This is a genomic window from Dyella sp., from assembly GCF_035685805.1.
Lineage (GTDB): Bacteria > Pseudomonadota > Gammaproteobacteria > Xanthomonadales > Rhodanobacteraceae > Dyella_A.
In genome coordinates, this window is the sequence record NZ_DASSAB010000025.1 from 51,100 (window position 1) to 66,552 (window position 15,453).

Sequence of the window (15,453 nt, forward strand, 5' to 3'; positions counted from 1 at the left end):
TCGCTCACTCCCGGTTGCGGAACCGCCACAGTGTCGCCCACGGTGCCAACGTGCGGACAGCGCCGCCGGCCGCCGCGCCGCTGGCGAAGGCGTCGTTCCAGCCGTTGCCGGCGTCCAGTGCGGCCAGATCCAGCGGCACCTCGTCGCGCCCGAAATGGAATACGCCCAGCGCATCGTCGCCGCGACGCAGGATCAGCAGTGCCGGATCGGGGTGCTCCACCAGCGTCGGTGCCGTGGCGGCCGCCCAGCGCGGATCGCGCCGCACCGTCATCAGCGCACGCAGCACGCCGACCGTTGCCGCAGGCACGCCGCGCTGTTGCGCCAGCAGGGCCAGCGCAGTGGTGGACAGCTGCGGACGCTGCAGCCAGCGGCCGTCCGCGGCGATGCGCGCAGCATCGGCCGGATCGGCATTGTTCGGTTGGCCCAGTTCGTCGCCCATGTACAGCAGCGGCACCGCGCCCACCCACAGCGCCAGCGCGTGCAGCAGCGCGTAGCGACGCAGCGCGGCGGGATCGATCGGCGCCAGCGGATCGTCCGGCAGGCCCAGCAGCGAGGCAGTCATGCCGTTGCTGCCGTGCACGCTGTGCTCGTCATGCGCCTGGAACGCCGCGCCGCGCGCGAAGCTGCCCGCCACGCGTCCTTCGAGGAACGCCGCGGCGCCGCCGATACGCTGCGCGAAGTCTCCGCCATGCGCTTCCACCAGCGGCCGCAGCACGCCCCACACAATGTCGTCGTGGCAGCGCACGTAGGTGATCCAGCCGGTGTCCGGCGGTGGCGCGGGCGTCTGCGCCAGCAGCCGGCGCGGCAGCGCCGCGCTGCCTTCGGCCAGTGCTGCCCAGGCGCCGGCCATCAGCCCGCTGTGATACGCCAGCTGGCACTCGCGCCCGCGCAGCTCGCCTTCGCCAAAGTACGGCAGCACCTGGGCGGCCGGCACGATCGCCTCGGCCTTCAGCAGTACGCCCGGCGCCACCAGCGCGGTGCAGGCGCGCAGTGCGGCCAGCACCGTGTGCACCTCCGGCTGGTTGAGGCAGGTGGTGCCCAGCCGCTTCCACAGGAACGGCGCCGAGTCGAGCCGGAACACCTCCACGCCGCGGTTGGCCAGTTGCAGCATCGCGTGCGCCATGGCCGCGAACACCGGCGGATGCGCGTAGTTGAGATCCCACTGGAACGGGTAGAACGTGGTCCACACCCAGCCGTCCAGCGCCGGCACGTGGGTGAAGTTGCCGGGCGCTGCCTGCGGGAACACCTCGCCCAGCGTCGCCTCGTACGCGTCGGGCAGGGCGCGCTCGGCAAACACGTGGAAGAACGCGCGCTTGTCTGCGTCGCCGGCCATCGCTGCGCGGGCCCAGGCGTGGTCGTCGGCAACGTGGTTGAGCACCAGATCGGCGCACAAGCTGATGCCCGCCTCGCGCAGCCGGGTGGTCAGCTGTTCCAGCTCGGCCATGCTGCCCAGCGCGGGCTCGATCTCCTCGAAGCTCGACACCGCGAAACCGCCGTCGCTCTCGCCCGCGCGGGCGCGCAGGAACGGCAGCAGGTGCAGGTAGTCCACGCCCAGCGCACGAAGGTGGTCGATGCGCCCGGCCACCCCTGCCAGCGTGCCGCCGAAGCGGTCGACGTAGGCGGAGTAGCCGAGCATCCGTTGGCGCACGAACCAGTCCGGCTGCGCCTCGCGTGCCGCATCGAGTGCCGCCAGCGGCTCGGGGCGTACGGCGGCCAGCTGTCCGAGCCCTGCGCACAGCCCGAGCAGCCAGCGGTCGGCGTCCGGTGCATGGCCGTACAGCGCCTCCAGCGCACCCACCAGTACCGCCCCGGCGCGGTCGAAGCGCTGCTCGCCAACGCGGCGCCGGGCTGGCGGCAGCGCCTCGACAAACGCCTGCCGCGCAGCCGCGATGCGCGCCGGGTGCGGCGTGCGCAGCGGCGGCGCGGGCACGTCCGGTTCGGTCACAGGCGATAGCGCCAGCTGGCGAAGACGGTGCGCCCCAGGATCGAGCGGGCAGTGTTGAGGCCGCTCGCGGTGACGGTGCCCGGACTCTGGTCGATCTCGGTCAGGCCGGTGGCGTTGAACAGGTTGTCCGCCTGCAGCGTGACGGCGCTGCGATCGCTGACGTTGTAGCGCACGAACGCATTGACCTGAGTGTAGCCCGGCATCACCAGGCCGTTCGGGTTGCCGGCGTAGGACTTGCTGGTGCCCAGCACCGTCGCGCCCAGGTCGAAGTCGCCGATGCGGTAGCTCGGGCTCAGCTGGTACACCCAGTCCGCCTGGCGCTGCGGCACGTCACCGACATTGGCCGGCGTGATCGCGTCCTTGGTGATGCGCGAGTGGGTCCAGGTGACGCCGCCACGCATGCTGAAGTCGCCGTAGTCCAGCGAACCTTCCACCTCCACGCCGTGCGATTTGTAGTTGCGGCTGATCAGGAACTGGGTCGGCGAGGTGACGTCCTGGTTCTGCTCCTGCGTAGTGGCGTAGAAGCCGGTGACGAACAGGCTGGTGTGCCGCGTGCTCCACTTCACGCCGCCTTCGTACTGCTTGACCGTGTTGATCGCCACCCCGTCCGGTGCGGTGCCGTCAGCGAGCAGGCCGCCGCCGAACAGCAGGCGATCGGCGTTGAAGCGCGCGCCGCGGCTGGCCCGGGCGAACAGCGCCACGTCGGTGCTGAGCAGGTAGTTGGCGCCGAACGAATACTCCAGATGGTGCTTGTCGTAGTTCACCGGCTGCGCGTTGGCGTTGTTCACCACCTGCACGTTCTGCTCCGGCACCGAGATCGCGCCGTCGCCGTTGACGTCCAGGGTGGTGCCGCTGGCGGCCGCGTAGCTGCCGCGCGCCTTCATGTGGTCGTAGCGCACGCCGGCGTCGAACTGCCAGCTGCCCGGCTGCCAGCTCAGCGACACGTACGGCGAGTCCATCGTGTAGTTGGCGTCATACGAGCGCGTGCAGCAGTTGCCGAAGATCGGCTGGCCGTAGGCTTCCAGCCCGCCCTCGGTGACCGGCACGCCATTGGCGTCGATCACGTCCAGCAGCACCGCGTCCTTGCCCTGCACGCTCTGCACGTACTGGTTCCAGTGCCAGTCCTGCTGGATGTCCTGGCGCGAGTGGTAATAGCCCAGCAGCAGCGTCATCGGGCCACTGGCGAGGTCGAAGTCGCGCTTGAGCTTGAGGTCGTTGGTGGTGTTGTCCATCGACGGCAGCGACACGTTGAACAGCAAGGTGCGCTGGGCCAGCCCGTTGCCGCCGACGCTGGACGCGTCCACCGCCTGGCCGGCCATCGGTCCGTTGGCATAGCGCAGCGTGGCGCCCGGGCCGCCGACTTCCTCGGCCAGTGCCGCGGCGGTGTTCACCTCGGCCGAGTACGGCCCGGTGAACGAGCCGGAGTTGGACGCGATGCGGAACTGCTCGTGCAGCGTCCAGCCCTCGCCAAGGGTGAACTGCCCCTCGCCACCGAACGCCTGCACCTTGGAGTGGTAGCCGTCGCCCAGGTCGGTGACGCGGCGGTTGCCGCTGGCGTCGATCGCCAGGTCGCGCTGCCAGTACGGCGTGAGCTGGGTGCCGTTGTGCAGGTCGAAGCCCGGCAGCGAGCTGACGTGCGGATTGCTGTTGCTGCCGGTGATCGACACCGGTACCGGCAGGTACGCCGGTGCGCGATCATCCAGCAGCTGCACGCTGGCGCGCAGGTAGCCGCCGTCGATGTCGTGGGTGAGGTTGCCCATCAGCTGGCCGCCGCGCTGGGTGGTGAAGCCGGCGGTCTTGGGGCCTTCGCCGTCGCGCAGGAACCCGCCGACGTGGAAGCGCGTGCTGTCGCTGACCGGCTGGCCGTAGTCGAAGTCCAGCCGCTTGCTGTCGTAGTTCAGGCCAGTGGTGAGCCCGATGTTGCCGCCCCTGTCCTGGCCGGTCTTGGTGATGAAGTTGAGCACCGCGCCCGGCGCGTTGCTGGCGAACACCGACGAGGAACCGCCACGCACCACCTCGACGTGGTCGATGTTGAAGTCCGGCCGCAGGAAGGTATCGGGCGTGGCGAACGCGATGTCTCCGAACTCCAGCACCGGCATGCCGTCGACCTGGAACTGCGCGAACTTGGCGCCACCGGAGGCCACCGGCAGGCCGCGCACGGAGATGTTGGCATTGCCCTCGCCACCGGAGGACTCGGCGCGTATGCCGGGCACGTCGCGCAGGATGTCCGCCGCGCCCAGTGCGCCGCTGTCGGTGAGCTGGTCCGCTTCCAGCGTGCTCACCGAGATGCTCGAGCCCATCTTGGTCAGCGCCGCCGGCGAGGCGGTGACCACCATCTGATCGAGGTTCACGGCCTTCTTGCCGGTGCCGTCGTCCTGGCGGCTGGCGTCGGGCCTGGATGGCGCATCGTCCTGGGCCATCGCCGCCACCGGCAACAGGGCCAGCAGTACGGCGACGGCAAGCGCGTGCTTGCGAACGGCATCGGTCTTCATCGGTGTCTCCCCGGCAATGAAGGGCGTCGCGCGGCGCGGCAGGGCGGGCCGGTCAACGTCCGTGGATGATCGTGGGAGCATGCTGGCCATTCATGCAATCGATTGCAATGCGCGTTGCAACACGGCTCTGCGCGAGCCGAATTAAACGTTTACATGGCAGGGAAGCGACCGCCCGCAAGGCCGGGCGTGACAACGATTGCACGAAAACGAGGCCGGTGCGCCGGTCGCCGGCGGCATGCCTGCGCCCGGCAGCATTTTGCTGCGTTGCGTTAGCGCGCCTTGACGACGCGAGGGGTCGCGCGGCTGCTTTCGCGCACCACCAGCCGGGTCTCGAGCACCTCGGCACGCGCCGGCGCCTCACCGCGCAGCAGCGCGAGCAGGTGCTCCACCATCGCCGTGCCGCCGGCGGCGATCGGCTGGCGCACGGTGCTCAACGGCGGGTGGAAATGCGCGGCCAGCTCCACGTCGTCGTAGCCGACCACGGCCACGTCCTCGGGAATCCGCCGGCCGCGCTCGCGCAACGCGCTGATCGCTGCCATGGCGAGCAGGTCGCTGCTGGCAAACACCGCGTCCAGCGCCGGTTGCGCGTCGATCAGGTCGAGCATCGACTGCCGCCCGCTCTCGGCCAGGAATGGCACCACCGCGCGCTGCTCGCCGCCCAGCGTGATGCCGTGCTGCTTCAGCGCCTGGCTGAAGCCGCGGAACCGTTGCGCCACCTCCGGCAGGCCGGTGTCGCCCAGAAAGATCATGTGCCGCCGGCCCTGCGCAAGCAGGTGCTCGGCCACCAGCCGGCCGCCGAGCAGGTTGTCTCCGCCCACCGTGCAGTACTGCTGCCGCGGCAGCCGCGCGCCCCACACCACCAGCGGCAGTCCACGTTCGGCCATCGCGTTGAGCTGGTCGTGGTGGCGCCACTGGCCGATCAGGATCAGCCCCGCCGTGCGGCCGCCGTCCACCAGCGCGGCGGCGGCATCGAGCCGGTCCGCGTCGATGCGCGAAAGCAGCATCTCGTAGCCGCGTTCGGTCAGCGCATCGGCCAGCGCACCGATCATGCCGTGCAGAAACGGGTCGGCAAAACTCTGCCGCGTGGCCTGCTCGTACGGCACTACCACGCCGATGGTGCGCTTGACGCCCGAGCGCAAGTCGGTGGCCACGCTGTTGACGGTGTAGTTGAACTGCCGCGCCAGCGTCTGGATGCGCGCGCGCGTGTCCTCGCTGATCAGCGCGCTGCCGGCCAGCGCACGCGACACGGTCGAGGCCGAGACGCCGGCCAGTCGGGCCAGGTCGGCCATCTGCATGCGCTTGCGTCCCGCGGCACCAGGTGCTTTCGGCCGGCTCATGCGGCGCGCTCCGGCGTCGCCGGCGGGCGATGCGTTGATCGGGCAGGCAGGGCGGACAGGAGTCGGATCATGGAGAAGGCTTGGGGCGTAGCCCGCGGTACGGGTCGGACGGCCAGCCTAATGCAGCGCCCGATGACGGCGCCAACCGCGAGCGCGGCCCCCGGGCGAGATGCGCGTCACGCCCCGTGCCGTTGCGCGGGCGCCTGGTGCATCCCGCACGACGCACCGTGCGTAGCGCTCGGTGCAGGCAATCGGCCTGCGTCCGGACAACATCGCATGACACATTACCGAGCCCTACCCGCATGGGCGCTGGCGGCCGCGCTCGCCGCGCTCGCCGCGCCACCGGTCCAGGCGCAGGCGGGCGCTGCGTTGGCCGCGCCCACGGCCGACGCCCGCGGCGTGCTGCACGACGCCGGCGGCATGACGCTGTACACCTACGATCCCGACGCCGCCGGCCGCAGCGTCTGCGACGGCCCCTGCGCCAGGATCTGGCCGCCGGCACTCGCCCCGGCCGACGCCCGCGCCGCCGGGGCGCTGGATCTGGCCGTACGCGATGACGGCAGTCGCCAGTGGGCGGTGCACGGCCGTCCGCTGTACGGCTATGTCGCCGACGTCACCCCCGGCCAGGCCAGCGGCGACGGCGTCAACGGCAACTGGCACGTCGCCCGCACCACGCCCTGAAGCACCTTTTCCGGCGTCCGTGCATCCGGACGTCCAAACACGCCGTACAACCCATGCACCGACGCGCAAGGCGTCACCCAACGAGGGGTTTTCCATGTTCCATCAACGTAGGTTCCGGGCCCTGCTGCTCGGAGGGATGAGTGTTGCCCTGAGTTGGGGCTCCACCCAGGCGGTGGCCGCAGACGCGCCCACCACCAGCAACCGCCTGCTGCTCACCGGCGGCGTATCGCAGATCGAAGGCTCGGCCGGCGGCGGCCTCACGCCGTGGGCAGTGATCGCCGGCTACGGCACGCGTGACGAGATCGGTGCCACGGCATTCGCCACCCGCGTCAGCGTGCAGGATTACCACCTCAACGATGTCGGCGCCGCGGTCGGCTTCTACGACCGTGTCGAGCTGTCGGTGGCACAGCAGCGCTTCAACACCGAGGACGTCGGGGCCGCGCTCGGCCTCGGTCGTGGCTTCACCTTCAAGCAGACCGTGGTCGGGGTGAAGGTACGGCTGTTCGGCGACGCCGTGCTCGAGCAGGACAGCTGGCTGCCGCAGGTGTCGATCGGCGCCCAGTACAAGAAGAACGATCAGGATGCGGTGGTGAAATTCGTCGGCGCCAAGCGTTCGCAGGGCACCGACTACTACATCACCGCGACCAAGCTGGTGCTCTCCCAGAGCGTGCTGCTGAACGCCACGGTGCGCCTGACCAAGGCCAACCAGATCGGCATCCTCGGCTTCGGCGGCGACAAGCGCGACAGCTACCAGCCGGTGTTCGAGGGCTCGGTCGCCTACCTGCTCAGCCGCACCCTGGCGGTGGGCGCGGAGTACCGCCAGAAGCCGAACAACCTCGGCATCGCCAAGGAAGACGACTGGGCCGACCTGTTCGTGGCGTGGGCGCCGACCAAGCACGTGTCGCTGACGGTGGCCTATGCCGACCTCGGCAACATCGTCATCAAGGACAAGCAGCGCGGGCTCTACGCCTCGGTGCAGGTCGGTTTCTGATCATCCCTTCCGCATCGAGGATCGCACCATGTTGAAAATCTCCCACTACATGCTCGCGCTGGGCCTGGGCCTGTCGTCCGCCGGCACCGCCGCGTTCGCCCAGGACGCCATGACCACGCCGACCGGTGCCGCCAACCCGGCGCCCCGCGACGTGTCGCTCAAGCCGGTGTTCGACGATTTCGGCGGCAAGGCCGGGCTGGTCAGCCTGATGGACGACTTCATGACCAACCTGCTCGCCGACGCGCGCACCCGCCCGTACTTCGAGAATGCCGACCAGGCACACATCAAGGCCGAACTGGTCGACCAGTTCTGCGTGATCCTGGACGGCCCGTGCACCTACACCGGCAAGGACATGGCGCAGGCGCACCGCAACCTCGGCATCGACCGCGCCGGTTTCTATGCGCTGGTGGAAGACCTGCAGCTGGCGATGAACAAGCACGACATCCCGTTCCGCTCGCAGAACAAGCTGCTGGCGAAACTGGCGCCGATGCATCGCGAAGTGGTCACCAAGTAACGCGCAACCCGTCGCGGGCACGGCACGAACCGTGTCCGCGACCCATCGTTTCAGGGCGCCCTCGGCGCAGCAAACAGGGGATCGTCATGACCATCTTTCGCAGCTGCCTGCTCGGCACGTTTGCCGCGCTCGCCGCCTGTGCTCCGGTGCGTACGCCCGTGGCGCCACCGCCGGTTGCCGCCGCGCCATCGACCGCGCCGCAGGCGAGCGCGCCGTCCCCCGCAACAGTCTCGCCGCCGATGCCGGCGGCACCGGTGTCCACACCGCCGCCGGCGCGCGCAAGCGAAGCGGCACCCGCGCCGACCGTGGCGCCAAAGCCCGCGGTCGCGCCAGCGCCCGTGGCGGCCGCCGCGCCCAGGCCAGCCCGGCCGGACAAGCCGGCCGGCGTTGCCGCGTCGGCGCCCAGGCCCGCGCCGGCCGCGCCCGCCGCCGCGCCCGAAGCGCTCGAGCTGCGTGGACGTCTCACCCTCACCGCCGGCCGCGGCCAGGCGCTGGTGCCGGGCGAGCTGACCGACAGCGTGGTCTATTACGTGCCGGCCGCCGGCGCACCGCGCCCGCGAGCGGGACGCTTCAACATCTACACGCTCAACCGCGACTTCAAGCCGGCCGCCATGGCCGTGCCGATCGGCAGCACCGTGCGTTTCGTCAACCAGGACGAGGTGCGCCACAACGTGTTCTCGGTGACGCCGGGCAATACCTTCGACCTCGGCTACCAGGCGCCGGGGCAGAGCGCCGACCAGGTGCTCGACCGCGCCGGCGTGGTGCTGGTGAGCTGCAACGTGCACCGCTCGATGGAGACCGACGTGCTGGTGGTGCCCAGCGCCTACGCAGCCAAGGTCGCCGCCGACGGTCGGTTCGTGCTGCGCGGCCTGCCGCCCGGTGACGGCAAGCTGTACTACTGGAACCCGCGCGGTGTGCTCGGCGCCAGGGCGCTCACGCTGCCGGCCCGCGGCGACGTGAACGTCACCGTGCAGGCGGTGCGCCCGCGCGTGCTGACCCAGATCGATGTGGGGAGCGCGCCGTGATCATCCGTATCCTGCGGCCCGTGTTGATCGTGCTGTTCGCCGCAGCCGCGGCGTATGCGGTGCGCTGGCAGGCGCTGCAGAGCGCGCAGGCGCAGGCTGACGCCCGGCTGCAGCGGGCCGTGGTGGTGGCACATGACGCCCGGGCCCAGGCGTTGCAGGTGCTGGCGTTGCGCGGCAGCGCGCTGGCAGAGGATCCGGCCTTCGTCGATTACGTGGTGCAGTCGCTGCAGCCCAACGCGGCGCTCGGCGGCGGCATCGACCGCGCGTCGATCAGCGATCTGCTCAATGCCCGCCGGCGCGGCTACGACGTGGCCATGGTGCTCGACGCGCAGGGCATGCCTGCCGCGCTCGACGGCGTGTTGCTGAAGGACAAGGCCTCGATCCAGCGCGACCCGCTGGTCACCGCCGCGCTTGCCTCGGCCAAGCCGACCCAGGGCGCGTGGATATTCGACGGCAGCCTGCTGTGGGTCAGCGTGCATCCGCTGCTGCGCGGCGGCATCGTGCAGGGCGCGCTGGTGGCGGTGCAGACAGTACGCGAGCCGTACCCGGCCCTGGTGGCGCGCCACAGCGGCGTGGCGACCGCGATGGTGGTGTCCGGCGGCGCCGGGTTCGTGATGGCGACCCAGCACGCGCTGCCGGGCTGGGCCGTGCCGGCCTTGCCGGAGCTGGCCAGCACGCTGCCGCCGGACGACGCGCTGCCGCCGAACGGTCGCGCGCTCGAGGTGCCGGGCGCCGGCAGCGTCCAGCCGGGTTGGGTACTGCCGCTGAGCGCATCGGGCGGTCGCGCGATGATGTTCCTGCTCGACAGCAATCGGCCCGAGGCCACGGCGGCGCGCGGCGAGCGGCTGCTCTACGGCGTGATCGCCGCGCTCGCCCTGCTGGCGCTGCTGGCCAGCACGCTGGGCGGCCGTCGCCGGCCCGACTAGGGTGCAGCGACCGGGTGGCACTCGCCGCCGATCGGCATTCGACGCGACCGGTTCGGCCCGTGACCCATCCGCTGCATTTCGGCTCGGCGTCCTTGCGGCGTTCCGGACCGGGACGTTCGGGTCCGGCGCAGCACCTGTCCCGCTGAGCATCCTCGTGGATTATTCGACAGATGGACGTCTGATCCCGCGGACACCACGGTCTGCACGGCCCCGGATCATCAGGCATGCATGGCATCGCCGCGGCGAGCGCGTGTTCAGCGTTGCTTGATCGCCATGGCGCATGCGTCCGCGCCCAGCGCCGACAGTCGCAGCAGCACGCCGGCCAGGCTCTTCAGATCCTGTGCGTTGTGCGCGGCGACACGGCGCAGATTGGTGGCCGAGCCGCCGCGCAGGTAGGTGAGCCAGGCGGCCGGCGCTTCCGAGCCGGGCAGGTCGTCCTCGCGCAGCACGCCCAGCAGCTGGCGCTCGGCGGTGGCAAGGCGGCAGTTTTCCCACTGGCCTTTCCAGTGCCGGCGCACCGGGTGCAGCAGGTCCAGGTGATCGAGCCCGGCCAGCGGGTTGGCCAGCCGGGCGAGGCGGTAGCGGGTGGCCAGCAGCGGCGCGTCGTAGCACTTGCCGTTGTAGCTGACGAGCACGCTGTCCGGCGCCAGCCATTCGGCGAACGTGCGCAGCATCGCGGGCTCGGCGGCCATCGTGGTGATGGTGAGCTGGCGCAGGCGCAGCTGGCCGCGCTGCCAGTCGGCGGCGCCGATCATGAAGGCGCGCGTGCCGGTGCCGCCGGCCAATCCGGTGGTTTCGGTGTCGAAGTGCAGCAGGCATGCGGGATCGATGCGGTCCTCGCGGCGGGCGAAGCGGGTATCGATGGCCCCGGGTGCTTGCGGCCAGTCTGCGAGCTCCTCGGTGTAGCGCAGGCCCGGCGCAATTTCCTCGCCGAACAGCTCGCGGTCGCGCGCGGGGAAGGGCGTGGTGGGTCGCGCGTGCGAGCGGGCACGCACGCCGAGCAGCCAGCGCAGATCTTCCGTGGCGGTCGTGCGCGGCGCGGGCGCCGGCGTGGGCACGCTCTGCCCGGCCTGCGCGCGCAGCCCGCGCAGGCGCTCGCGCAGTGCGTTCACAGGCTGGCCAGCAAGGCGAGCACGCGCGCGGCCAGCGCCTTGGGTGTGTGCGCGGCGGACTCGTCGGCGGCGAGGATCGGCCCCACGCAGGCCGGGCAACCGTGGCTGCAATCGCAGCGTTCCACCAGCGACTGCGCCAGCGTGACCAGATGCTCGCGCCGCTCGAACAACGGCGCGCTCAGGCCCACGCCGCCTGGGAACGCGTCATACAGGTAGACGGTGGGCGTGAACGGCGCATCCGCGGCCAGCGCAGTGGGTTGTCCATCAGCGCCGCGCAGCTGGCCGCGCCCGTGCAGGTCGGCGCTGACGAACCACGCACCGTCGCCGCTGCCGACCGACTTCTGCAGATCGCGGGCCTCGGCCATCACCGCCACCGTGGCGACGATGTGCAGCGCGTAGGCCGCGCCGAGGAAGCCGTCCAGCGCCTGCTGCCGCTCGTCGAACGCCTGCTGCAGGGTGCGCTGGTCGAGCTGCCACCACACCGCAGTGGTGTGCAGCTCCTGGTCGGGCAGGTTGACCGGGCCGTAGCCGATGTTCTCGTGCGTGTAGTAGCGGATCTTCTTGTAGCCGGCCACGCGGCGCACCACGTGCACCTCGCCGTGATGCGCCTGGCCGCGGCCGGCCGGCGCGCTGCCGAAGGCATCCAGCACCTTGAGCTTGGTGTAGTCGATGGCGTCGGTGTAGTAGTCGACGTGGGTGCGCGTGACGTAGGCCTTGCGGCCGTCCCAGTCCAGCCGCTCCACCTGGTAGGGCGTGGCCTGGATCATGTGGATGGCGCCTTCGTACAGGGTGAGCGCGGCGGCGGAGTAATCCACTTCGGCGAGGATGGTCTGGCGTCCGCCGGTGCGGTCCACCACCACGAAGTTGCCGTCGGCCACCGAGCGCAGCGACACCGCGTTGGCCGGGTAGCTGTCGGCGATCCACTCCCAGCGATCGCCCTCGCGATGCAGCACGCCTTCCTCGCCCAGCACTTCCAGCCACGGCGTGGCCACCTCATTGCCGAATACTTCGTGGCCGGCAAACGGCAGCTCGAAGGCGGCGCAGCGGATGTGGTCGAGCAGGATCAGCGGCTGGTCCGGCGCGATGCGCGCGTGCTCCGGCGGCGCGCCCTGGAAGAACTCCGGATGGCGCACCAGGTACTGGTCCAGCGGATCGGAACTGGCCACCAGCACGCCCAGCGCCGATTGCTGGCGCCGGCCGGCGCGCCCGAAGCGCTGCCAGGTCGCCGCCACCGAACCGGGGTAGCCGTTGAGCACCACCGCGTCCAGGCTGCCGATGTCCACGCCCAGCTCCAGCGCCGAGGTGCTGACGATGCCGTCGATCTGGCCGGCGCGCATCGCCCGTTCCGCGTCGCGCCGCTCGGTCGGCAGGTAGCCGCCGCGATACGCGCGGATGCGCGGCGGCTTGCGCGGATCGTGGTCGAACACATCCTTGAGGTACTTGGTGAGCACCTCGACCATGCTGCGGCTCTGCGCGAACACCAGCGTCTTCATGCCTGCCTTGATCGCCAGCCGCGCGATGCGGTTGCTCTGCGAACGCGCCGAGGCGCGTAGGCCGAGGTCGGGGTTCACCACCGGCGGGTTCCACAGCAGCACGTGCTTGTCGCCCGAGGGCGCGCCCGACTCGGTGATCGCGTGCACCGGCGCCTCGATCAGCGCCTCGGCGTGTTCCTGCGGATTGCCGATGGTCGCCGAGCACAGGATGAACTGCGGGCGCACGCCGTAGAACGCGCAGATGCGCTTGAGCCGGCGGATCACGTTGGCCACGTGCGAGCCGAACACGCCGCGATAGGTGTGCACCTCGTCGATCACCACGTAGCGCAGGTTCTCGAAGAACTGCGCCCACTTGGTGTGATGCGGCAGGATCGCCTGGTGCAGCATGTCCGGGTTGCTCACCACGATGTCGCCGTGCAGGCGGATCGCCTGCCGCGCATCGCCCGGCGTGTCGCCGTCGAAGGTAAACGCCTTCACCCCCAGCTCGCCGGCACGGTTGAGCTCCAGCAGCTCGGCCACCTGGTCCTGCGCCAGCGCCTTGGTGGGGAACAGGTACAGCGCCTTGGCATTGGACTGCATCGCCGCGGCAATCACCGGCAGCGTGTAGCACAGCGACTTGCCCGAGGCCGTGGGCGTCACCACCGCCACATGGGCGCCGGCCTGCGCCGCCGCCCACGCCTCGCCCTGGTGCTTGTACAGCTGGGTGATGCCGCGCGCACGCAGCGCATCGGCCAGCGCCGGCGGCAGATCCTCCGGCAGCGGCTCGTATGCCCCCTCGCGCCCCGGCACCACGAACGAACCGGTCACTCGGCCGGCGTAGCGCTTGGCCAGTCGCGCCGCCAGCGCGCCGCCGTCGGCGGGGCCGCGTAGCACCAGTTCATCGGCAGCAGCCTCGTCGGCGCGATGGGCCGGATCGATCAGGGCGTTCATGGCGTGGCTCGCAGTGGGCGGGCGTCGAAGTAGAGCGGTGGCGGGTCTCACCGCGTGAGACGTCTCGCAGCGACGTGTTGGAGTGCGCGACGTCAGCAGGAAAGCAGTCCCAGCCATCGTTGTTGACAGCCCAGACGCTTCGCTCGACATTGCGGCAGAACCGGGGCAGTGGACCGCCTCGCCCACGCGAACACCATCCCCCAAGGAAGGCACGGATGAAGAAGCTCATGCCCGCAGCGCTGCTCGCGCTCACCGCAGTAGTCGCCCATGCCGGCCCCAGCAAGAATCTGGAGTCCTCGGCCGTGGTCGACGGCACCATCGTGCTGGCCAAGGACGGCGCGGTGCAGCTCGCCACCGTGGAGCACCCGGAGAAGTACGGCCAGCCCATCGCCGATCTGGTGCACAAGGTGGCACTTACGTGGCGCTTCGACCCGGTGCTGCGCGACGGTCAGCCCGTCATCGCCAAGGCGAGCATGCACGTGCGGGTGATCCTCACCAAAAACGCGGACGGCAACTTCACCGCGCGCATCAAGGGCGCCACGTTCGGCGGCAACAATGCGGACACGCCCGATGATCTGTACAGCGAGAACCAGAAGAAGATCGGGCCGCGCTATCCCATGGCAGCCATCAAGGCCCGCGTGCAGGGAACGGTTTATCTGGCGCTGCACGTCGACCACGAGGGACACGTCATCGACGCCGTGGCGGAGCAGGTCAATCTGGAGAACACCGGCCCAGACGGCGTGCTGCAGAAATACCGGGAGCTGATGGCCAAGTCCTCACTTGATGCCGCCCGCCGCTGGACCTACCGGGTGCCTACCACCGGCCAGCTTGCCGGCCAGGGCAGCTGGACGCTGCACGTGCCGATTGCCTACACCCTCAACGAAACGGGCGCTGCCCCGGTCGAGCGTGTATGGCGCACCTATGTGCCCGGCCCGTACACGCCCGCGCCGTGGGTCGACAAACCCAGCATGACCACGGCCGATGCGCTCGCCGACGATGGCAGCTATACCGAAGGCGCCGGACCGGTGCTGCGGTCCTCTCTCGATCACGGTTGATCGGTCATCACGGCAGCGGGCAGCTGGCGCGTCAGCAAACGCGGGTGTCGATTGACCTAGCCAGCGCTTGAAAGTGAACCTGCCCCGACTTCTCGAAGACCACCCAAAGGAGCTGCATGATGAGGACGCATTCGGAATGCCTGAGCGAACAATGAGTGCGTCGACTCTCCGCGTTATTGCAACTCGAGAACTCTTCTATACAGAGCGGGGCGGCACCGCCCTTAAAAGATTTCACGTTCGCATAAGTGAGCCGTATTTGTTGACAGAAGAACTTAGTGACATACCTTTTTGCGAAGGTGCTGCTAGTTGCGTAATAAATTTTGATCTGCTCCCGGAGGCGGATCATGTTGTAACCGGCGTCGATACTTTTCAGGCGCTCGAGTTGGCGGTGAGTTCAGCGGAAAAGCATCTTCAACGGTTACGCAGAAAATATGACTTCTACTTCGAGCCCGGCGTACCGTATTTTGATAAATGATTTTGAACCAAGAACAGCGGCAGATCGTCTATCTAACGCATGGGGTAGATCGAGTCATCTTGTTTAAAAGCGTCCAAACGCACGCGTCGCGTCATACGCAGAAGCATCCGCAGGGGACGGGCTAGTCAAGTCCCCTCAAGTCCAACATTTGGAACAGGGCGCCAGGCCCACTTTCGTTCGCCCGGGCAGCGTCTGCCGGCGATCGCTCCTAACCTGAAGTGACACTCCGGGAGCGCAGACATCGTCGCCGCGTGTCCTTGCGCGCCTGTACCCCGAGGAGTAGAGAAGCGCTCAAGCCGGGCGGTCGGCTGTGCCGAGGGATTCGCTCCCTCGGTTGACAGCTGATGCAGAACCGCCGCCAGCGGCAGGGAAGGACGGCCGACATGGGGATGTCGCCCGTCCGCGGGATGCGGGGATCGCGGGGTAGGCGCGGGGGCGCCACGCCGCCTGACGAGGGGCGCGTCATGAGCATCGAAG

Annotated in this window: 12 protein-coding genes; 7 read left to right on the forward strand and 5 right to left on the reverse strand. The window is 69.8% G+C overall.

All coding sequences use genetic code 11. The annotated features are described in order from the left end of the window. Window positions 1-4 precede the first annotated feature (4 nt). The 3 genes from VFG40_RS05525 to VFG40_RS05535 all read right to left on the reverse strand — a co-directional run bounded on the left by VFG40_RS05525 (window position 5) and on the right by VFG40_RS05535 (window position 5,774). Complete coding sequence (locus tag VFG40_RS05525) at window positions 5-1,930, reverse strand: alpha-amylase family glycosyl hydrolase (RefSeq protein ID WP_324895732.1); 1,926 nt, start codon at window positions 1,928-1,930, stop codon at window positions 5-7. Window positions 1,931-1,941: 11 nt separating this feature from the next. Continuing rightward, window positions 1,942-4,437, reverse strand: coding sequence for a TonB-dependent receptor (locus VFG40_RS05530; RefSeq protein ID WP_324895734.1), 2,496 nt, complete (start codon window positions 4,435-4,437; stop codon window positions 1,942-1,944). A gap of 269 nt (window positions 4,438-4,706) precedes the next feature. Then, entirely contained in the window at window positions 4,707-5,774 is a 1,068-nt protein-coding gene (locus VFG40_RS05535) for a LacI family DNA-binding transcriptional regulator (RefSeq protein WP_324895736.1), read from the reverse strand. 276 nt (window positions 5,775-6,050) lie between these two features. Here VFG40_RS05535 and VFG40_RS05540 point away from each other — a divergent pair, with 276 nt between their 5' ends. From VFG40_RS05540 to VFG40_RS05560, 5 genes are all read left to right on the forward strand, one after another. Beyond that, on the forward strand, window positions 6,051-6,455 hold the full coding sequence (locus tag VFG40_RS05540; RefSeq protein WP_324895738.1) for a COG4315 family predicted lipoprotein: 405 nt from the start codon (window positions 6,051-6,053) through the stop codon (window positions 6,453-6,455). A gap of 136 nt (window positions 6,456-6,591) precedes the next feature. Beyond that, a complete protein-coding gene (locus tag VFG40_RS05545; RefSeq protein WP_414649254.1) occupies window positions 6,592-7,446 on the forward strand; it encodes a DUF3034 family protein in 855 nt (284 codons plus the stop codon). 28 nt (window positions 7,447-7,474) lie between these two features. Continuing rightward, window positions 7,475-7,960, forward strand: a complete 486-nt coding sequence (locus VFG40_RS05550; RefSeq protein ID WP_324895742.1) for a group I truncated hemoglobin — start codon at window positions 7,475-7,477, stop codon at window positions 7,958-7,960. An 86-nt stretch (window positions 7,961-8,046) separates the two neighbouring features. After that, complete coding sequence (locus VFG40_RS05555) at window positions 8,047-8,985, forward strand: cupredoxin domain-containing protein (protein WP_324895744.1); 939 nt, start codon at window positions 8,047-8,049, stop codon at window positions 8,983-8,985. Further along, complete coding sequence (locus VFG40_RS05560; RefSeq protein WP_324895746.1) at window positions 8,982-9,911, forward strand: hypothetical protein; 930 nt, start codon at window positions 8,982-8,984, stop codon at window positions 9,909-9,911. Before VFG40_RS05555 ends, VFG40_RS05560 begins: the two co-directional genes overlap by 4 nt. A 254-nt stretch (window positions 9,912-10,165) precedes the next feature. On the opposite strand, the gene VFG40_RS05565 is transcribed toward VFG40_RS05560, so the two are convergent. Together VFG40_RS05565 and VFG40_RS05570 are read right to left on the reverse strand one after the other, a co-directional pair. Further along, the gene (locus VFG40_RS05565) at window positions 10,166-11,023 is read right to left on the reverse strand and encodes a ribonuclease H-like domain-containing protein (protein ID WP_324895748.1); all 858 of its coding nucleotides are present in this window, start codon (window positions 11,021-11,023) and stop codon (window positions 10,166-10,168) included. Then, window positions 11,020-13,446, reverse strand: coding sequence for a DEAD/DEAH box helicase (locus VFG40_RS05570; protein ID WP_324895749.1), 2,427 nt, complete (start codon window positions 13,444-13,446; stop codon window positions 11,020-11,022). The genes VFG40_RS05565 and VFG40_RS05570 overlap by 4 nt, the downstream gene beginning before the upstream one ends. A gap of 215 nt (window positions 13,447-13,661) precedes the next feature. Between VFG40_RS05570 and VFG40_RS05575 the strand changes: the two genes are divergently transcribed. Both VFG40_RS05575 and VFG40_RS05580 read left to right on the forward strand, forming a co-directional pair. Next, the gene (locus VFG40_RS05575; RefSeq protein WP_324895750.1) at window positions 13,662-14,501 is read left to right on the forward strand and encodes an energy transducer TonB; all 840 of its coding nucleotides are present in this window, start codon (window positions 13,662-13,664) and stop codon (window positions 14,499-14,501) included. Between the two features lie 67 nt (window positions 14,502-14,568). Beyond that, a complete protein-coding gene (locus VFG40_RS05580; protein ID WP_324895752.1) occupies window positions 14,569-14,976 on the forward strand; it encodes a hypothetical protein in 408 nt (135 codons plus the stop codon). Window positions 14,977-15,453: the final 477 nt, after the last annotated feature.